17 protein-coding genes are annotated in these 17,846 nt (G+C 60.1%); 9 read left to right on the top strand and 8 right to left on the bottom strand.

Translation table 11 applies throughout. The features are described 5' to 3' along the window. Positions 1 to 183 precede the first annotated feature (183 nt). Positions 184 to 600 (top strand): secondary thiamine-phosphate synthase enzyme YjbQ, encoded by a 417-nt coding sequence (locus EC836_RS08445; protein WP_123331988.1) that lies wholly within the window; start codon positions 184 to 186, stop codon positions 598 to 600. 132 nt (positions 601 to 732) lie between these two features. Here EC836_RS08445 and EC836_RS08440 read toward each other — a convergent pair whose 3' ends face one another. Continuing rightward, on the bottom strand, positions 733 to 1,911 hold the full coding sequence (locus tag EC836_RS08440) for an aminotransferase class I/II-fold pyridoxal phosphate-dependent enzyme (RefSeq protein ID WP_123331986.1): 1,179 nt from the start codon (positions 1,909 to 1,911) through the stop codon (positions 733 to 735). Between the two features lie 241 nt (positions 1,912 to 2,152). Between EC836_RS08440 and EC836_RS08435 the strand changes: the two genes are divergently transcribed. The 7 genes from EC836_RS08435 to EC836_RS08405 all read left to right on the top strand — a co-directional run bounded on the left by EC836_RS08435 (position 2,153) and on the right by EC836_RS08405 (position 9,505). Continuing rightward, the gene (locus EC836_RS08435; RefSeq protein WP_123331984.1) at positions 2,153 to 2,965 is read left to right on the top strand and encodes a MetQ/NlpA family ABC transporter substrate-binding protein; all 813 of its coding nucleotides are present in this window, start codon (positions 2,153 to 2,155) and stop codon (positions 2,963 to 2,965) included. Beyond that, the gene (locus EC836_RS08430) at positions 2,962 to 3,987 is read left to right on the top strand and encodes a methionine ABC transporter ATP-binding protein (protein WP_123331982.1); all 1,026 of its coding nucleotides are present in this window, start codon (positions 2,962 to 2,964) and stop codon (positions 3,985 to 3,987) included. The genes EC836_RS08435 and EC836_RS08430 overlap by 4 nt, the downstream gene beginning before the upstream one ends. Next, positions 3,980 to 4,648, top strand: a complete 669-nt coding sequence (locus tag EC836_RS08425; protein WP_123331980.1) for a methionine ABC transporter permease — start codon at positions 3,980 to 3,982, stop codon at positions 4,646 to 4,648. Before EC836_RS08430 ends, EC836_RS08425 begins: the two co-directional genes overlap by 8 nt. A 16-nt stretch (positions 4,649 to 4,664) precedes the next feature. After that, positions 4,665 to 5,129 carry an S-ribosylhomocysteine lyase gene (locus tag EC836_RS08420; RefSeq protein ID WP_123331978.1) on the top strand — a complete coding sequence of 155 codons (465 nt, stop codon included), beginning with the start codon at positions 4,665 to 4,667 and terminating at the stop codon, positions 5,127 to 5,129. Then, the gene (locus EC836_RS08415; protein ID WP_123331976.1) at positions 5,129 to 5,890 is read left to right on the top strand and encodes an SDR family NAD(P)-dependent oxidoreductase; all 762 of its coding nucleotides are present in this window, start codon (positions 5,129 to 5,131) and stop codon (positions 5,888 to 5,890) included. Before EC836_RS08420 ends, EC836_RS08415 begins: the two co-directional genes overlap by 1 nt. Positions 5,891 to 5,905: 15 nt before the next feature. Then, positions 5,906 to 8,242: a molybdopterin-dependent oxidoreductase gene (locus EC836_RS08410; RefSeq protein WP_123331974.1), complete on the top strand. Its 2,337-nt coding sequence runs from the start codon at positions 5,906 to 5,908 to the stop codon at positions 8,240 to 8,242. A gap of 153 nt (positions 8,243 to 8,395) precedes the next feature. Continuing rightward, positions 8,396 to 9,505 carry an iron-containing alcohol dehydrogenase family protein gene (locus EC836_RS08405; protein WP_123331972.1) on the top strand — a complete coding sequence of 370 codons (1,110 nt, stop codon included), beginning with the start codon at positions 8,396 to 8,398 and terminating at the stop codon, positions 9,503 to 9,505. Positions 9,506 to 9,517: 12 nt separating this feature from the next. Here EC836_RS08405 and EC836_RS08400 read toward each other — a convergent pair whose 3' ends face one another. The 6 genes from EC836_RS08400 to EC836_RS08375 form a co-directional block, all read right to left on the bottom strand. Further along, positions 9,518 to 10,630, bottom strand: a complete 1,113-nt coding sequence (locus EC836_RS08400; protein WP_123332169.1) for a M20 family metallopeptidase — start codon at positions 10,628 to 10,630, stop codon at positions 9,518 to 9,520. Positions 10,631 to 10,635: 5 nt separating this feature from the next. Beyond that, entirely contained in the window at positions 10,636 to 11,391 is a 756-nt protein-coding gene (locus tag EC836_RS08395) for a glutamine amidotransferase (protein WP_123331970.1), read from the bottom strand. A 14-nt stretch (positions 11,392 to 11,405) separates the two neighbouring features. Beyond that, complete coding sequence (locus tag EC836_RS08390) at positions 11,406 to 12,485, bottom strand: phosphotriesterase (RefSeq protein WP_123331968.1); 1,080 nt, start codon at positions 12,483 to 12,485, stop codon at positions 11,406 to 11,408. 3 nt (positions 12,486 to 12,488) lie between these two features. After that, a complete protein-coding gene (locus tag EC836_RS08385) occupies positions 12,489 to 13,490 on the bottom strand; it encodes an ABC transporter permease (RefSeq protein WP_199735077.1) in 1,002 nt (333 codons plus the stop codon). Positions 13,491 to 13,508: 18 nt separating this feature from the next. After that, the gene (locus tag EC836_RS08380) at positions 13,509 to 14,255 is read right to left on the bottom strand and encodes an ATP-binding cassette domain-containing protein (RefSeq protein ID WP_172606574.1); all 747 of its coding nucleotides are present in this window, start codon (positions 14,253 to 14,255) and stop codon (positions 13,509 to 13,511) included. A gap of 379 nt (positions 14,256 to 14,634) precedes the next feature. Further along, positions 14,635 to 15,657: a LacI family DNA-binding transcriptional regulator gene (locus EC836_RS08375; protein ID WP_123331964.1), complete on the bottom strand. Its 1,023-nt coding sequence runs from the start codon at positions 15,655 to 15,657 to the stop codon at positions 14,635 to 14,637. 345 nt (positions 15,658 to 16,002) lie between these two features. On the opposite strand from EC836_RS08375, the gene EC836_RS08365 reads away from it, so the two are divergent. Continuing rightward, the gene (locus tag EC836_RS08365; protein WP_123331962.1) at positions 16,003 to 16,956 is read left to right on the top strand and encodes a substrate-binding domain-containing protein; all 954 of its coding nucleotides are present in this window, start codon (positions 16,003 to 16,005) and stop codon (positions 16,954 to 16,956) included. Positions 16,957 to 16,959: 3 nt separating this feature from the next. Here the strand turns inward: EC836_RS08365 and EC836_RS08360 are convergent, their stop codons facing one another. Next, a complete protein-coding gene (locus tag EC836_RS08360) occupies positions 16,960 to 17,829 on the bottom strand; it encodes a PfkB family carbohydrate kinase (protein ID WP_123331960.1) in 870 nt (289 codons plus the stop codon). Positions 17,830 to 17,846: the final 17 nt, after the last annotated feature.

Here is a 17,846-nt window from a genome sequence, read left to right as displayed (position 1 = left end):
CTGCTTACCTGCTTACCTACTTATCTACCCTTTGCCAATCTGCTGCTCCCTCAACCCTTCAGCCCTCAATGCACCTGAGCACCAAACTTCTTCATCCTGATTTCCCTGTTTCAACGCTTTCCGGTTTACCTTTGCCTCATATACTGCACACTTAACGCATCTGTTACGTTAAGGAGTCTGACAATGTGGTATCAGCAAACGCTCACCCTGAACGCGAAGCCGCGTGGTTTTCACCTCGTCACCGATGAGATCCTCAGCGAACTGCGCCGCCTGAGCGATGTGCAGACCGGACTGCTGCACCTGCTGCTGCAGCACACCTCCGCGTCATTAACCCTCAATGAAAACTGCGACCCCACGGTGCGCAGCGATATGGAGCAGCACTTCCTGCGCCACGTGCCGGAGAATGCGCCGTATAAGCATGACTACGAAGGCCCGGACGATATGCCCGCGCACATAAAATCCTCGCTGCTCGGCACGTCGCTTCTGCTGCCGGTCAGCCGTGGGCGGCTGCTGTTAGGCACCTGGCAGGGAATTTATCTGGGCGAGCACCGCATTCACGGCGGCGAGCGGCGGATAGTCGCAACGCTACAGGGGGAGTGAGGTTTGTTCTGCATGATGCAGATTGCTACGTCCTGGCCCACAAGTCGGTGAGCTTTATGCTTAAGCCAGGGTGCAGACTGCTGCTGCCGGGCTATGGGGTCTTTGTGAACTCCGCCAGCAGGCCCAGCTGCATCAGCTAAATAATTTCAGTGCCGCAATGCGCTGCAGCGACGCATCCAGCGCCTCGTCGCTGGCGGTCAGGCTCAGGCGCACAAACCCTTCGCCGCCCGTGCCAAACCCGTGGCCGGGGGCAACCAGCACCTGCGCCTCGTGCAGCAGGCATTCGGTGAACTGCTGCGAGCTGTAGCCTGCCGGCACCGGCAGCCAGAGGAAGAAGGTACCCTGGCGGGCATCCACCGGCCAGCGCATCGCTTCCAGCGCGCGGATGACCCGCTCGCGGCGGCGGTGGTAAAGCGCGGCAAACCCGGTAACCGCGCTTTCCGGCAAATCCAGTGCGGTCATCGCCGCATCCTGCACCGCGCCAAACACCGTGCTGTAGCTGTGGGTGTGTAGCTTTTTAAACGCGCTAATCACCGAGGCATTGCCGACGGCGAAACCAAAGCGCCAGCCCGCCATCAGGAAGGTTTTCGACATCGTATAGATTTCAACGCCCCACTCTTTACCCTCAGGCTGCGACAGCAGGCTCGGCGGTGCTTCCTGCGCATGGCGGCCAATCGCCGAGTAGGCGAAGTCGTGCAGCAGCGGAATGTTCAGCCGCTGGACGAACGCCAGCGCATCGTCAAACAGCTGCGGGGTAGCCACCGCACCGGTCGGGTTGTGCGGGTAGTTGAGCATCAGCAGGCCGGCCTCGCGGGCAACCGCTTCAGGTACCTCGGTAAAGTCCGGCAGGAACTGGTTTTTAGCGTGCAGCGGGATGCCGTAAAACTGCGCCTGTGCCTGCGCGGCGGCCGAACGGTAAATCGGGTAGCAGGGATCGGTCGAAACCAGATACTGACCGGGCGCCAGCAGCGCGCGCGGCAGGCCGGTCACACCGATATGCGAGCCGTGGAAAACGGCAATCTCGCTGTCCGGGTCCAGCGCCACGCCGTACTGGCGCTGATAGAAGCGGGCAATCGCCTGGCGCAGCGCGGGTTTGCCCCAGAACGACGGGTAATCGTGGTTCTCCGGCTGTGCGGCGGCGGATTGCAGCGTGGCAACCACCGCCGCCGGGGTGGACTGGCGCGGGCTGCCGGAAGAAAGGTCAATCAGCGGGCGCTGCGAGGTATCGATCTGCGCCGCCATCTTTTCCAGTGCGCTAAACAGATTTTCTTCTAATTGATCTAACAGGGGCGAAGCAGAAAATACCGGCATAATACTTCTCGATAAAAGCCATTAATAACCGGACTATCGCATAGCCCATCGGCGCATAAAATGAAATTATTCGGCGGCAAAAAGATAAAAACAGATATCGATATGCAAAAAGCGCAATGACAAATAATGGATAAGGTTAGCACAATAAAGATATTGAGCAGAATTCACTTTCGCTGCAAAGTCCTGAGTATATTGGAATCATTTATTTTATATTCAACACGTCACCGGAGAGAGTATTGTTATGCGCAGGTCATTGATTAGCGGACTGGTTATTTCCTTATTGTCTTCTGCTGTAGTTATTTCGACAGCGCATGCCGATGATAAATTAATTCGCGTAGGTTTTAACCCTGGCCCTTATAAAGAGCAGTTCCAGAATGGCGTTGCACCATTTTTGATCAAGAAGGGATATAAAGTCGAGTATAAAGATTTCAGCGACGGAATTCAGGTTAATGATGCGGTAGCGCGGGGTAATATCGAAGCCAATATTATGCAGCACCCGGTTTACTTAAAATCGGTCAACGAGCGGCTGGGCATTGATAACGTCGGCATTGTGCAGGTGCCAACCCCGCCGATGGGCCTCTATGCCGGCAAGCTCAACACGCTGGATACCCCGAAGCCGGGCACGGTGATTTCAGTACCAAACCAGGCACCAAACGAATATCGCGCCCTGCTGGTGCTGCAAAGCCTTGGCTGGGTCAAGCTGAAGGCCGATATCGATCCGGCGACCTTCTCGCAGAAAGCCATCAGTGAAAACCCGTACAAAATCGTGCTGAAAGAGATGGATAACGCCCAGCAGGTTCGCGCGCTGCCGGACGTGGATTTCGGGCTGATTCAGGGCAACTTTGCCGTTTCCAGCGGGATGAAATTAAGCTCGGCGCTGAAGCTGGAAACGGCAACCAGCCAGTTTATCAACGTGGTGACGGTGGCCGGGAAAAATAAAGACGCGCAGTTCGCCAAAGACATCGTTGCCGGCTACCACTCCGCCGAGTTTAAAACCTATATCACCACCCATCCACAGTATGAGGGCTACCTGCAGCCCAGCTACTTCAAATGAGTCAGCCAGCGATCCGCTTTAACGCGGTCAGCAAAACGTTTACCCGCAAGGGAGAAAGCTTCCTTGCGCTGGATAACGTCAACCTGACGATTAATCAGGGCGATATCTTCGGCGTTATCGGTGCCAGCGGCGCGGGAAAAAGCACGCTGCTGCGCCTGATTAACCATCTGGAAGCGCCCACCGAGGGCGATGTGCTGATTAACGATCAGTCGCTGCAGGGCATCAGTAAGAAACAGCTGAACCAGGTGAAGAAAGATATCGGCATGATCTTTCAGCACTTTAACCTGCTGAACTCGCGCACGGTATTTCACAACGTGGCGATCCCGCTGATCTTACAGGGGCGCGATAAAGCCTTTATCCGCGAGCGGGTGAACGAGCTGCTGGCCTTCGTGAACCTCAGCGATAAAGCCGAAAGCTATCCCGATGAACTTTCCGGCGGGCAAAAGCAGCGCGTGGGTATTGCCCGCGCGCTGGCCACCAACCCGTCGATCCTGCTGTGTGACGAAGCTACCTCGGCGCTGGATCCGCACACCACCGTGCAGATCCTGCTGCTGCTGCAGGAAATTAACCGCCGCTACGGCATCACCATCGTGCTGATCACCCACGAAATGTCGGTGGTGCAGAAAATCTGCCACAAGGTCGCGGTGATGGCCAACGGGCAGGTGGTTGAGCAGGGTAACGTGCTTGAGCTGTTTGGGCAGCCGAAAGATTCTGTCACCGCCAGCTTCGTGCAGTCGGTGATCCACGATCGCCTGCCGGAGCAGACCGTGGCGCGCATCAAACAGCAAAGCCAGAGCCGGGCGCTGCGGCTGGAATTCGTGGGGCAGACCGCGCAGCAGCCGATCGTCAACCGGCTGATCCGTGAGTATCCGGTCGAGGTCAATATCCTGTTTGCCAACATGTCTGAAATTCAGAGCACCATTCTCGGCTTTATGATCGTGCAGATTAGCGGCGAAGCGGCGGATATCGACGCGGCGATCCGCTACCTCCATGACGCAGGAGTGAAAATCAGCGATGTTTGAATTTATTGATACCGCCATCACCGGCGATCAGTTCCTGCTGGCGCTGTACGACACGCTGATCATGGTCAGCGTCTCGCTGGGCTTTGGCGCGCTGCTCGGCATCCCGCTGGGCATCGTGCTGGTGCTGTGCCGCCCCGGCGGCATTCTGCCCAACCGCGCGCTGCATCAGGTGCTGAATCCGGTGGTGAATATCCTGCGGTCGCTGCCGTTTATCATCCTGCTGATCACCATTCTGCCGGTCACCCGCTGGCTGGTCGGCACCACTATCGGCACCCCCGGCGCGATTGTGCCGCTGGTGGTGTTTATCGCCCCCTATATCGCCCGACTGGTGGAAAGCTCGCTGCTGGAGGTGGATGAGGGCATCCTCGAATCCGCCGACGCCATGGGGGCCAGCACCTTTCAGACCATCTGGCACTTTATGCTGCCGGAGGCCGCCTCGTCGCTGATCCTGGCATTAACCACCGCCACCATTGGCCTGCTGGGTGCCACCGCGATGGCGGGCACCGTCGGCGGCGGCGGCATCGGCGACCTGGCCATAACCTACGGCTACCAGCGTTTTGATGCCTTTGCCACGCTGAGCACCGCGCTGGTGCTAATCGTTATCGTGCAGCTTTTACAGACCTTCGGCACGCGTCTGGCGCGCCGGATACGTCGCGAATAATCGTAAGGAGAACAGTATGCCAGTAGTAGAGAGCTTTACCCTCGACCATAACAAAGTCATCGCCCCCTATGTACGGGTGGCCGGCAACGAAAAACACGCGCTGGGCAGCGTGGTGGAAAAATACGACCTGCGCCTTTTGCAGCCGAACGTGGATGCGATCCCGACCGCCGCGCTGCACACGCTGGAGCATCTGCTGGCCTTCGGCCTGCGTGAAGAGCTGGACGGGGTGATCGACATTTCCCCGATGGGCTGCCGCACCGGCTTCTATTTAATCCTGTGGGATAACCGCGATCCCAAAACCATCGCCACCGCGCTCACCCGCGTGCTGCAACGCGTGGTGGATGCCACCGACGTGCCGGCCGTGACGCCGCTGGAGTGCGGTAACTATCGCGATCACTCGCTGTTTTCAGCGAAAGAGTATGCGCGACAGGTGCTGGCGGCCGGGATCAGCACCGACGCGTTTTCCCGTCAGGTGGTGTGATGGTTGCCATCGATCTCCGCGGGCAGACGGCGGTCGTCACCGGCGGGCTACAGGGTATCGGGCGGGCGATCGCCGAACGGCTGCATCAGGCCGGTGCCAGCGTGGTGGTGGGCGATATCGCCATTGCCGCGCGGGAAACCGGCGACCGCTGGCTGTGGCTGCCCTGTGATATTGCCCGCCCCGAGCAGGCGGGCGAGCTGATTGCGGCGGCGCAGCAGCAGTTTGGCCGCGTGGATATCCTGGTCAACAGCTGCGGCGTGTCGGTGATGAGCCGCATTGACGAGCTGGATGAGGCGGCCTGGCAGCACATCCTCGACGTTAACGTTAAGGGCGTCGGCTACGCCTCGCAGGCCGCCGTCCCACTGATGAAGGCCCAGCGCTACGGCCGCATCATCAATATCGCTTCGCAGGCGGGGAAAAACGGCTATCGCCTGATGGGGCAGTACGTCGCCTCTAAACATGCAGTGCTGGGTTTAACCAAAGTGGCGGCGATTGAACTGGCGCGCGACAACATCCTCGTTAACGCCGTCTGCCCCGGCATTGTCGAAACGGCGATGAAGTGGCGCGAGCGGGAGTTGGGCGGTGAACTTCGCGGCCTGACGGCGGAGGAGATCTATGCCGAAGACTGCTCTCAGGTACCGCTGGGGCGCACCGCGCAGCCAGAGGACGTCGCCAACGTGGTGCTGTTTCTCGCCAGCCCGCTGTCCTCTTATATGACCGGCCAGGCGATTAACGTCACTGGCGGAATGACCATGCACTAACTCCCGGAGCGCACCATGAGCCAGCAGGCCGAAGCCGATAAACGACTGACCGTTACCCACTGGGGCACCTATCGGGTGACCACCGATAACGGCGTGCTGACCGCCGTCGAGCCGGTCGAGTGGGACCGCAATCCGTCGAAGATTGGTTTCTCGATGCCGGGTGCGGTGCAGGGCAACAGCCGCGTGCGTCGGCCTGCGGTCAGACTTGGCTACCTGCAGGGCAAACCGGCGAATCGCGAGGGGCGCGGTAAAGAACCCTTTGTGGAAGTGAGCTGGGAGCAGGCGCTGTCGCTGGTGGCCGGTGAGTTGCGGCGGGTGAAAGACGCCCACGGCAATCAGGCTATTTACGGCGGATCCTACGGTTGGTCGAGCGCCGGCCGTTTCCACCATGCGCAAAGTCAGCTGCACCGCTTCCTCAATCAGTTTGGCGGCTACACCGCCAGCACCAATACTTACAGTATCGCCGCCGGAGAGCGCGTTTTACCGCATATTCTCGGCGATCTCGACGATCTTCAGCGCCAGCATACCCACTGGCCGGTACTGGCCGAACACTGCGAGCTGTTTGTCGCCATTGGCGGTCTGCCGCTGCGTAATGCCCAGGTGAACGGCGGCGGCGCCAACGATCACGCCCTCGACCACTGGCTGCAAACCCTGCGCGCCAACGGCTGTCGTTTTATTAACGTCAGCCCGGTACGCAACGATCTGGCTGCCGTCCGCGATGCCGACTGGCTGGCTATTCGGCCCGGCAGCGATACCGCCTTGCTGCTGGCGGTGTGCCATGTGCTGATTGCCGAACATCTGGTTAATCAGGACTTTATCGCCCGCTGTACGGTGGGCTACGAGCGCTTTGCGGCCTACGTACAGGGTGAGGAAGACGGCGAAGCGAAAACCCCCGAGTGGGCGGCGGCCATCACCGGACTGGAGACGGAAACTATCCGTCAGCTGGCACGGCAGATGGCGCAGAAGAAAACGATGATCAATATGGCGTGGTCGGTGCAGCGTGCGCGACAGGGCGAGCAGGCCTACTGGGCGCTGGTCGCGGTCACCACGCTGCTCGGGCAGATCGGCACTCCGGGCGGCGGTATCGGCTTTGGCTACGCCTCCACCAACCTGGCCGGAGCGGAGCGGCGGCGCTTCTCCGGCCCGCGTATGCCTGCGGGCAGCAACGCCGTCAGCGCGCGCATTCCGGTGGCGCGTATCACCGATATGCTGCTGCACCCCGGTGAACACTACGAATTCGACGGCCAGACCTTAACCTATCCCGATATCCGCCTCGTTTACTGGGCGGGCGGCAACAGCTTCCACCATCATCAGGATCTGAACCGGCTGATCGACGGCTGGCGGCGGCCGGACACGGTGATCGTTCACGAGCAGTACTGGACCGCCCAGGCTAAGTTCGCCGATATCGTGCTGCCCGCCACCACCTCATTGGAGCGGGAGGATATCGGCAGCGCCAGCAACGACGGCTTTATGATCGCCATGCGCCAGCATCTGCCGCCGCAGGGGGAAGCGCGTGATGATTACGCCATCTTCAGTGCGCTGGCGGAAAAGCTGAATTTCGCCGCGCAGTTTACCGAAGGGCACAGCGCGCGCGGCTGGCTGGAGAAGATTTATCACGAGTCCCGCCCGCGAGCCGCAGAGGACGGCATTGATCTGCCCGAGTTCGAAGCCTTCTGGGCGCAGGGCAAGCTGGAATATGCCGCGCCCGACGTGCCGCAGATCCTGCTGAAGGCCTTCCGTGACGATCCCGAGGCCGCGCCGCTGTCCACGCCGTCGGGGAAAATCGAGCTGTTTTCCGCCGCGGTGGCCGCCTTTGGCTATCGCGAAGCGCCGGGCCACGCCTACTGGCACGCGGAAGAGCAGGGGGCACAGCAGGCGCTGCGCCAGCGCTGGCCGCTGCATCTGCTTTCCAGCCAGCCGCGCACGCGGCTGCACAGCCAGTACGATCACGGTTCGGTCAGCCAGCAGACCAAAATTAACGGCCGCGAGCCGCTGTGGATGCACCCGCAGGACGCCGCCGCGCGCGGCATCGGCGAGCGCGACATCGTAAAGGTGTTTAACGATCGCGGCGCGCTGCTGGCGGGCGTGCATCTCACCGAGGATATCCGGCCCGGCGTGGTGCAGATCTCTACCGGAGCCTGGTACGACCCGCTGAACGCGCAGGAGAACCGCTCGCTGGATAAACACGGCAACCCGAACGTGTTAACCACCGATATCGGCAGTTCCCGGCTCGGCCAGGGCAGCACCGCGCAGACCTGCTTCGTGGAGATCGCCCGCTTTAATGAACCGCTGCCGGCGGTGACCGCCTGGCTGCCGCCGACGTTTGTGGCCTGGGCCGGCGAGACAACGTAGCCAGTAGCGTTGCCCGACAGGCCCAACGCGCTGGTATTGTCCACTGCATGGCACGTGCATCGCCGGTCAGTGTTCTCGTGCTGTGGGTCGGATCGCGCAATTGCCGCTGGTGTATGTTTCCAGTCACAGATTTTATTGTCATCGGAGGATGCCATGAGCACAGATCAACCGCTATCAACGCCCGCGCAGTTCACCATCAAGTCGCCGGGCAACTACCTTCAGCAGCCGGGCCTGGTTCATCAGGTCGGCGAGCGCATTCGTCCGCTGGTCGGCCACCTGCGAATTCTCACCTCGCCGCAGGCCTGGCGGGCGGTGAACCCGGCGCTGGAAGAAAGCCTGAACCGGGAAGGCCTGCGCTGGCAGGTAGAGTTTTTAACCGGCGAATGTACCGATGCGGCCATTGCACAGTTCCGCAACAACCTACTGGAGCAGGGGGCGGAAGGCATTCTGGCCATCGGCGGCGGGCGCGTGCTGGATACCGCGAAAGCCGTCAACGATGCGCTGGGCGATCGCCAGCTGATTGCGCTGCCGACGCTGGCGGCCACCTGCGCCGCCTGGTCGCCGCTGGCAATTATCTACAACGAAGAGGGTGGCCATCTCGACAGCCGGGCGCTGAACGCGATGCCCGCGCTGATCCTGGTCGACAGTGACATTATCGCCCGCGCCGACGTGCGCTATCTGCGCTCCGGCATCGTGGATGCGCTGGCGAAATGGGTGGAGTTCGATCCCTGGCAGCGCCACAACCCGCACCATCTGGCGCTGGAGGTGAAAGTTTCGGCGGCCAGACAGGCGTACGATGCGTTTCTGCGCTGGGGCGAAGAAGCGGTAGCGGCGAATAAGCAGCAGCAGGTGACAACGGCGCTGGAGAAGGTGATTGAGGCTAATATTGTGCTGGCAGGATTAGCCAACAGCGTGCGCGGCGAACTGGATACGCCGGGGCTGGCGCACGTCATCCACGATACGCTGACCCATCAGCCGGAGCTGCACGACTGGCTACACGGTGAGAAAGTGGGATTCAGTCTGCTGATCCAGTCGCTGGTGGAATACGGCCAGCCGGATGCGCAGCTGCTCTCCCTGCTGAAAATCTACGGCAGCCCGCTCCGGCTGCCCGTACTGGCGGGGGAGAGATCGGCCCGCATCGCGCAGATCGCCGCCGATATCCAGTTCCCGCAGAAGAGCCTGGGTGGACTGCCGTTTGCCGTCACCGCTGAGGCGCTGCATCGGGCGCTGCGGGCGACCGAGGAGCAGGACTTCGCAGCGTAACCGGCGGCGGCACTAATCCATCCAGTCCTGAATGATTTCCGCGTACAGCTGCTCCGACTCAGCCAGTCGGCTGAGCAGGCAGTATTCATCGGTCTGGTGCGCCATCGACGGCTCGCCGGGGCCGAGAATAATGCAGGGCGGATTGCCCAGTGCGGGCAGCAGCAGCGAGGCATCGGTAAAGTAGGGCACCACGCGCGCCGCCAGCGGCGCATCGTGCAGCGGCTGGCAGCGATGATAAACCTGGCGGATCCAGGCGTGGCGCTCTTCGCTCAGCACCGCAGGCAGATCGACCAGCGTGGTGAGGGTGACGCTTTCGCCCAGCAGCACGCTCAGCTGCTCGCGAATAGTGTCGTGCTGAAGGTTCGGCGCGCTGCGGATATCCACCTCAAAGCGCGCGCGGTCCGGCACCGAGTTAATATTCAGCCCGCCCTCAATACGTCCGACGTTCAGCGTCGGCTGCTTCATCAGCGGATGCGGCGCACCCGGCGAGAAGTGGCGGATCTTACCCAGTGCATCTGCCGCCAGATAAATCGCGTTAATCCCCAGCTCCGGCATCGCGCCGTGGGCGGTTTTTCCCCGCGTTTCGCAGCGCAGCCACAGCGCGCCTTTGTGCCCGATAACCGGATAGTTGGCCGTCGGCTCGCCGACGATGAGCGCACCGATCTCCGGCAGTTCGCCGGCCTCGATCAGTGCCCGCGCGCCGTCACAGCCGGTTTCCTCCCCACCGGTGATCAGCAGCACCGCGCCGCGCCCGTTAAGGATTTTCTGGCGGTGCTGAACGCAGGCGACGGCAAACGCCGCCACCGCAGCTTTCATATCGCTGGATCCGCGCCCGTACAGACGATCCCCGTCGATCTGCGAGCCAAAAGGATCGTACTGCCACGCCGCGTTACCGAGCGGCACGGTATCCAGATGGCCGGTAAACGCCAGAGGCCTGCCCGGTGCGTTACCGGGCAGGCGGGCGACCAAATTGCTGCGCCCCTCGCCGAACGACGTCAGCGAAACCTCAAAACCGCGTTCGCTGAGCCACCCGGCGAAAAACCGCATGCAGTCGGCTTCATTGCCCGGCGGGTTGATGGTGTTAAAGCCCAGCAGCTGCCGGGCCAGTTCAACTGTGGTATCCACCGCCATCAGCCGCGTTCCGTCAGCCAGTCGAGGCAGTTCACCCACAGCTGGCGATAGCCCGGCCATTTGGCAAACTCTTCCGGCAGCCAGTGGGCGGACATGTCGCTGGTCCACACCAGCGAGCGGCCCTGCTGGTACTCGCGCACCGCCAGCAGAGGATGCCCGGTGCCGGCCACGGTCGCCAGCAGTTTACCCTCGGGATGCATTTCCACCTCGTTATAGCCCAGCAGCCACGGCCATTCGCCCGGAATATCGTTAAATACCGCATGCGATTCGGTGACCTCGGCATAGCAGCCTTCCGGCGTTTCGATGCGGTCGTCCCAGGCCAGGCAGCGTACCGGCAGCACTTTCTCCACCGCCGTATTACGGTAGCGCGCGCCGCCGTTGATCCCCTGGAAGCTGAAATAGCCTCCGATCATCATCAGCGAACCGCCGTTAGCCACGTAGTCATGCAGCAGCGTCAGGCGGTTGGCGGTGCGGCGGCTTTTCAGCCAGGTATCCGGGTGCAGCAGCAGCGTGTTGGCACCGATATCCGACAGGATAATCGCATCCCACTCCGCCAGCGCTTCCTGCGTCAGCGGGAAGTCGGTGGCCGCCGCGTGGGCGGGCATATAGGTCACCGCATAGTTGCTGTCCGCCAGCGCGGCCAGGAAGTCGGTGGCGCCGTTGTGCCAGGTGGCGGTAGCAAACTGATCGAAGCCTTTCACGTGTACCGAGGTGCTGGTCCAGGATTCACCCACCAGTAAAATTTTCTTCTTCATTATTACGTTCCTTTTTATCCGCCAAATACCCGCTGGGGATTACCGATCATTAAGGTTTCAAGTTGTTCACCGCTGACGCCGTGGCGCTTCAGGCGCGGGACAAAATGCTTAAGAATGTAGCCATAGCCGTGGCCGCCGTAGCGGGTCAGCATGGTTTTCAGGAACACGTCCTGCGACAGCAAAATCTGCTGGATAAAACCGTCGTCAATCAGCTCGCGAATGGCGCGGGCGTTCTCCTCGTCGGAAGGCGACTGCGCCGACTCGTCGGCGTAGTAGTAGCTCATGCCGATCATGTCGTACTCGAGGAACGCGCCGCGCTGCGCCAGCTCGCGCTGATAGCGCTTGTCGGCAAAGCTCGGGTTCATATGGCACAGCACCGTATGGCGCAGATCGGCCCCCTCCTGTTCGAGAATATCCAGCACCTTATGGCCCAGACGTTCCCAGCCCGGCAGATGCACCTCAATCGGCACGCCGGTGGCCGCGCTGGCCCGGCCCGCCGCCCGCAGGGACTTCTCTTCATCCGGCGTAAAGCGGCTGGAGATGCCGATTTCGCCGATCAGCCCGGCAATCACCTCCGGCTTCTCTTCCGCGCCGCCGAGGTCGTAGATCAGCTTTTCGGTCAGCTGCTCCACGCTGGTGGTTTTCACCCACTCGGGGTGCGACGGCTCCAGATACAGCCCGGTGCCCATCACGATATTCAGCCCGGTAAGGCGCGCGATGCGCTGCAGCGCCTTCGGGTCGCGGCCAATGCCGATGTTGGTCGGGTCGACCACCGTTTCCCCGCCGAGGGCGCGGTATTTGGTCAGCTCTTCAATCGCCAGATCGGCGTCAAACAGCTGGCAGTTATCGCGGCTCATCAGCGGATTCAGCGACAGCTCGCCGAGGTTTTCCATCTTCACCGGCATCTCGGCCATGTGGCGATCGCTACAGCAGCACGGCGGTACCCACTTGCCTGAGGCATCCAGCAGGATGTGCTCATGCATCAGCGTTACGCCCATCTCAGCAATCGGCAGCGGGCCGAGCACCGTCATCACATAGCCGCTGCTGACGCCAACCGGCAGCGGATGCGGATGGCGAAAAATTGATCCTTTCATCAGCTATCCTTTCGCCGCAGATCGCGTGGGGTTGAGAATGCGGGTGTTCAGCCAGATGGCCAGCAGGATAATGGTGCCGGTGGCAATCTGGGTGTAGAACGGCGAGATATGCGACAGGATCAGCCCGTTCTGGATCACCGCAATCGACAGCGCGCCCAGCAGCGTACCGATAATGGTGCCGAAGCCGCCGAACAGGCTGGTGCTGCCGAGGACCACGGCAGCAATGACCTGCAGCTCAAAGCCTTCCCCCTGGTTAGATGAACCGCTGCCGAGGCGGGCGGTGATAATCATCCCGGCCAGCGCGGCGGCCATGCCGCTGATGATATAGACCTTCATCGTGGCGGCTTTGGTGTTAATTCCGCTGCGGCGCGCGCCCTCGGCGTTGGCACCGATGGCGGTGACGTAGCGGCCAAAGCGCATATGGTTGAGGACGACATGCCCGACGATCAGCACGATAATGGCGATCAGTGCGGGCATCGGGATCCCCAGCACCCAGGCGCGGCCCATCATCGTAAACAGGCTGTCTTCCGGCACCGGAATCGAATAGCCCTGGGTGACCAGCAGCGCAATCCCGCGTACCACCGCCAGGGTGGCGAGAGTGACGATAAACGCCGGTATCCCTTCGTAGGCGATGAAAAAGCCGTTGATCGCGCCAACCAGCCCGCCGAGCAGCAGGCCGCCGAGCAGGACGACCGGCCACGGCAGCCCCCAGTTGTTCAGGGCGATTGCCGATAGCGCACCGACCAGCGCGAGAGTGGAACCGACCGACAGGTCAATCCCGCCGGTGGTGATCACCAGCGTCATGGCGGTGGCGACGATCAGCAGCGGCGCGCTCTGGCGAACGATGTTCAGCCAGTTGGTGCCGGTGAGAAAGTTACTGGTGATCAGCGAAAACACCACACAGCAGAAAACGAAAAACAGTGCGATGCTGACGACGCCCGAGTGGTTATGCAGCAGGCGGCGCGGCAGCGAGTGCTGGATCATGCGGGAGCTGCTTAAGTTCATGATACTCATCCTGTTACCTCAGTGTGCGGCGGCAGAGCGAGCGGTGAATTTTTCGCCCACAATCAGGTTAACGATATCGCTCAGATCGGTGTCAGCGACCCGGCGTTCAGCGACGTTGGTGCCTTCATACATCACCATGATCCGGTCACAAACCAGGAACAGGTCCTGCAGGCGGTGGGTAATCAGGATCACGCTCACCCCACGGGCGGAAACGCGGCGGATAAGCTCCAGCACCGCTTCCACTTCCGCCACGGCCAGCGCGGCGGTGGGTTCGTCCATAATCAGCACTTTCGGGTCGAACGCCGCCGCACGAGCGATAGCGATGGCCTGGCGCTGACCGCCGGAGAGATTGCGCACCAGCAGGCGGGTATCGGGAATGGAAATCCCCAGCCCCTTCAGCATCTCGCGCGCATCGGCGTGCATTTTGGCTTCGTCCAGGAACGGGATACCGAGGATCGATTTCATCGGCTCGCGGCCCATAAACAGATTTCCGGCAACGTCGACCGTGTCGCACAGCGACAGATCCTGGTAAACCATTTCGATATGGCAGCGGCGTGAATCCGCCGGGTTAGTGAACTGGTGCGCTTCACCGTCAATGCGGATGGTGCCGCTGGTGGGGACCACCGCGCCGGAAAGCACTTTGGTCAGGGTGGATTTCCCTGCGCCGTTATCGCCCACCAGGCCAAGCACTTCACCCGGAGCCAGCTCCAGGTTCACGCCGCGCAGTGAGCGTATCGACCCGTAGGTCTTGGTGATGTTGATCATTTCTACCCGTGGCGGGGTAGTCTGGGGCTGCTGCATCTGATAACTCCCATCGCTGGTGCCGGGAAAATGTTTGCCTGGCTGCGGGAAAGTCATCCATCCGACACGGTTTACATGCTAGTAAACCGGTTTACCTGCGGAATGGAGCTTCCGAATCACAATCAGGTCAAACGCTATTTAAGATATTTGTTCGCCAGTAAGTCTTTGCAGCATCCGTGCCAGGGCAGGAACAACACAGCAGCCCGGTGGTTTAACTCTCTGTAGCACAACGAATTTTTTAACAATTCGTTAGTAAACCGGTTTACTGATTATAGCGAAGGGATTTTAAATTGAACGCTTTTTGCGCCAAAACTGGGCGCTTTTGCGCCATTTTGGGATGCGCTTAACAAATCCTGATGGAATCGCGACCAATCCATTCCACCGGCAGACGGGTTTCTGAGGGGATATCTTTTTCGTTGTTAAGCAGGCGCAGCATGATGCTCACCGCGGTGCGCCCCAGCTCCCGCGCGGGCTGGCGGATGGTGGAAATACGCGGCTGGGTGAAGTCGGCATAGTTGGCGTCGTCAAACCCGACCAGCGAAAGTGCGGCAGGCGCCTGGAGTCCGCTGGCGCGCAGCCCGTCCAGCAGGCCCAGCACCAGATAGTCACTGGCGGCAAACACGGCGGTCGGGCGCACGGGCTGGCTGAACAGGTGCTTCAGCGCCCGCTGACCGAACTCGCGCTGATAGTCCCCGTACATCACCCATTCCGGCGGCCAGCTCAGCCCGGCCTGCTCCATGGCGGTGCAAAAGCCCTGATAGCGTTCGCGCACGCTCATCAGCGCATCCGGCCCGCCGACGAACGCGATATGACGATGCCCGGCGGCAATCAGTTTCTCCGTGGCGATGCGCCCGCCCTGCACGTTATCGGCAAACACCTTCGGCACTTTGCTGCCCGGAATATCCTCATCCAGCAGCACGATGCGCTGGTGGCGCTGGATCTCTTTGCGCAGCAGGCCGTTATCCGGGCGGTTGGTGGTGAACAGCAGGCCGTCCACCTGGCAGGTATCCAGCCAGCGGATAAACTGACACTCTTTGTCCGGGTTATTGCGGGTGATGCACAGCACCAGGCTGTAGCCGCTGGCGGAGGCGGCCTCTTCGGCGGCGTCGGCCAGTTCGGCAAAGAAGGGGTTAGTAATATCGGGCAGCACCAGGCCGAGGGTTTCGCTGCCGCCTTTGCTCAGGCGGCGCGCCAGGCTGTTGCCGCGATAGTCCAGCTCGCGAATGGCGCTTTCAATGCGATCGATGGTGTCCTGCGGCAGCACGATATTGTGATTCATATAGCGCGACACGGTCGCCTTTGACAGCCCCGCCTGCTTTGCCACATCGGATAACAATACGCGTTTTAGACTCATTTTCTGCGCCATTTCTGCCTGAATGGGGCTATCTGTAACACAGTTACGCGCGCCCGATACAGCATTTTCTCCGGTGAATAAATTGTTAAATAAATGCTTGACAAAAATTGAGCAGCGGAGAACTGTATAAGCAGTTTACCGCATTACCCGGGTTCATTCCCAAACCCGCTCGAAACATTCCAGTCGTGCACCGAAACGGACCGGTTGCCGGAATGGGAGAAAGCAGGTCTTAGCTGAACGGCGTTTCGCTGTTTCAGTCTTACATCAGATATTTGCCCGCCAAAAAAATAATCCTTCTGCGTTTGCACTGCGGCGCGGACACCTGCTGGCTATCACCTATTCCCGACGAGGATACTGATGATGTTATTAAACACCGGAAAACTGCGTTTTATTGCTCTGGCAACCGCCCTGATCGCATCGGGCAGTGTTATTTCTGTTGCCGGTGCCGCCACGCCCGACTATGCGCTGATTCAGATTAATCAGCAGGCATTGTTCTTTAACCAGATGAATAAAGGCGCGCAGGAAGCGGCAAAAGCCAGCGGCAAGGATGTAGTGATTTTCAACTCCAACGATAACCCGGTTGCCCAGAATGACGCGATTGAAAACTATATTCAGCAAGGTGTTAAAGGGATTATGGTCGCGGCCATCGACGTCAACGGTATTATGCCGGCGGTAAAAGAAGCGGCGGCAGCGAAAATACCGGTGATTGCCATTGATGCGGTATTACCTGCGGGGCCACAGGCGGCACAGGTCGGCGTGGATAATATCGAAGGCGGTAAGATCATTGGTAAATTCTTTGTGGATTACGTGCAGAAAGAGATGGGGGGCAAGGCGCGCGTGGGTATTGTGGGCGCGCTGAACTCGGCGATCCAGAACCAGCGCCAGAAGGGCTTTGAGGAGACGCTGAAAAGCAACCCGAAGATCACCATCGCCAACGTGGTTGACGGCCAGAACGTGCAGGATAAAGCGATGACCGCAGCGGAAAACCTGATCACCGGTAACCCGGATCTAACGGCGATCTATGCCACCGGCGAACCGGCCCTGCTGGGTGCCATTGCGGCCGTTGAGAACCAGGGACGGCAGAAGGACATTAAAGTCTTCGGCTGGGATTTGACGGCGAAGGCAATCAGCGGCATTGACGGCGGCTATGTCACCGCCGTGCTGCAGCAGGATCCGAAACAGATGGGCGTGGAAGCGCTGAACGCGCTGAATGCGATTACCTCAGGTAAAACCGTGTCGAAAACCATTCTGGTTCCGGCCACGGTAGTGACGAAAGCGAACGTAGACGGTTACCGTTCGCTGTTTAAATAAGGCCTACTCGCCGCCCGTGCTTAACAGGGCGGCGAGTTCCTGCTGGCCGGGAAACGCGCTAAAGGTTCCCCGGCGGCTGACGGTGATGGCGGCGGCCCGGCTGGCGTGAGCCAGCGCTAGCGGGTCCGGCAGAACACCGCGCAGCAGCGCAGAGGCCAGCATGACGGCGAGGAAGGTATCGCCCGCACCGGTGGTATCCACGGCTTCAGCGGCCACCGCCGGGCAGAACCGGCGCTGGTCTTCACTGACCAGCCAGGCACCGGCAGCACCCTCGGTAATGACTAAGGTCTTAAGGCCCTGTGGCTGGAGTTCTGCGGCCTCTGATTCATTGACCACCGCGATATCAATCAGCGGCCAGAGATGAGCAAAGTCGGGGTTAACCGGGGAAGGATTAAATACCGTAGTCAGGCCGCGCGCTTTGGCCAGCTGAAACAGAGCGCGCGTTTTTTCCAGGGAGAAATTCCCCTGTTGCAACAGAATATCGCCCGGAGCGGCATCGGCCAGATGGGGAATAATCTCTTCCAGGCTGAAGGCATCTGCGGCGGCGGTCGTCGTAATAATGGCATTATCGCCATCGGCGCTGTTTAAAATAATTGAGGTATCGCTATGTTGGTTGAAATACGTAGTGGGTAATAACGTTAATTTTTCATTAATTATTTGCTGGCGGAGCCATATGCCGTTGCTGTCATTTCCCGTGGCGGCAATTAAATATGTTTCTATTCCGCAGCGGGATAAAATAATCGCCTGGTTTGCGCCTTTACCGCCAATATCTTGCGAGACTTTAACGCCATGAATCGAGGATCCCTTTTGCGGAATATCCGCAATGGACCATGTTTCATCGACGGTAATATTACCGGTGACATAAACACGCATAGTGTTTCCTTAAACAG

This window comes from Erwinia sp. JUb26 (genome assembly GCF_003751505.1).
In the GTDB taxonomy this organism is placed as follows: Bacteria; Pseudomonadota; Gammaproteobacteria; order Enterobacterales; family Enterobacteriaceae; genus Erwinia.
Note: the sequence above shows the minus strand (reverse complement) of the source record. Positions and strands in the feature narration are given on the sequence as shown.

What these genes read in the sequence shown, in the direction of transcription:
- EC836_RS08425 (WP_123331980.1), top strand. Translation starts at nt 3,980, where the DNA reads ATGTTTGAATTTATTGATACCGCCATCACCGGCGATCAGTTCCTGCTG.
- EC836_RS08390 (WP_123331968.1), bottom strand. Translation starts at nt 12,485, where the DNA reads ATGAAAGGATCAATTTTTCGCCATCCGCATCCGCTGCCGGTTGGCGTC.
- EC836_RS08410 (WP_123331974.1), top strand. Translation starts at nt 5,906, where the DNA reads ATGAGCCAGCAGGCCGAAGCCGATAAACGACTGACCGTTACCCACTGG.
- EC836_RS08405 (WP_123331972.1), top strand. Translation starts at nt 8,396, where the DNA reads ATGAGCACAGATCAACCGCTATCAACGCCCGCGCAGTTCACCATCAAG.
- EC836_RS08445 (WP_123331988.1), top strand. Translation starts at nt 184, where the DNA reads ATGTGGTATCAGCAAACGCTCACCCTGAACGCGAAGCCGCGTGGTTTT.
- EC836_RS08375 (WP_123331964.1), bottom strand. Translation starts at nt 15,657, where the DNA reads ATGGCGCAGAAAATGAGTCTAAAACGCGTATTGTTATCCGATGTGGCA.
- EC836_RS08440 (WP_123331986.1), bottom strand. Translation starts at nt 1,911, where the DNA reads ATGCCGGTATTTTCTGCTTCGCCCCTGTTAGATCAATTAGAAGAAAAT.
- EC836_RS08430 (WP_123331982.1), top strand. Translation starts at nt 2,962, where the DNA reads ATGAGTCAGCCAGCGATCCGCTTTAACGCGGTCAGCAAAACGTTTACC.
- EC836_RS08385 (WP_199735077.1), bottom strand. Translation starts at nt 13,490, where the DNA reads ATGAACTTAAGCAGCTCCCGCATGATCCAGCACTCGCTGCCGCGCCGC.
- EC836_RS08420 (WP_123331978.1), top strand. Translation starts at nt 4,665, where the DNA reads ATGCCAGTAGTAGAGAGCTTTACCCTCGACCATAACAAAGTCATCGCC.
- EC836_RS08435 (WP_123331984.1), top strand. Translation starts at nt 2,153, where the DNA reads ATGCGCAGGTCATTGATTAGCGGACTGGTTATTTCCTTATTGTCTTCT.
- EC836_RS08415 (WP_123331976.1), top strand. Translation starts at nt 5,129, where the DNA reads ATGGTTGCCATCGATCTCCGCGGGCAGACGGCGGTCGTCACCGGCGGG.
- EC836_RS08395 (WP_123331970.1), bottom strand. Translation starts at nt 11,391, where the DNA reads ATGAAGAAGAAAATTTTACTGGTGGGTGAATCCTGGACCAGCACCTCG.
- EC836_RS08360 (WP_123331960.1), bottom strand. Translation starts at nt 17,829, where the DNA reads ATGCGTGTTTATGTCACCGGTAATATTACCGTCGATGAAACATGGTCC.
- EC836_RS08365 (WP_123331962.1), top strand. Translation starts at nt 16,003, where the DNA reads ATGATGTTATTAAACACCGGAAAACTGCGTTTTATTGCTCTGGCAACC.
- EC836_RS08380 (WP_172606574.1), bottom strand. Translation starts at nt 14,255, where the DNA reads ATGATCAACATCACCAAGACCTACGGGTCGATACGCTCACTGCGCGGC.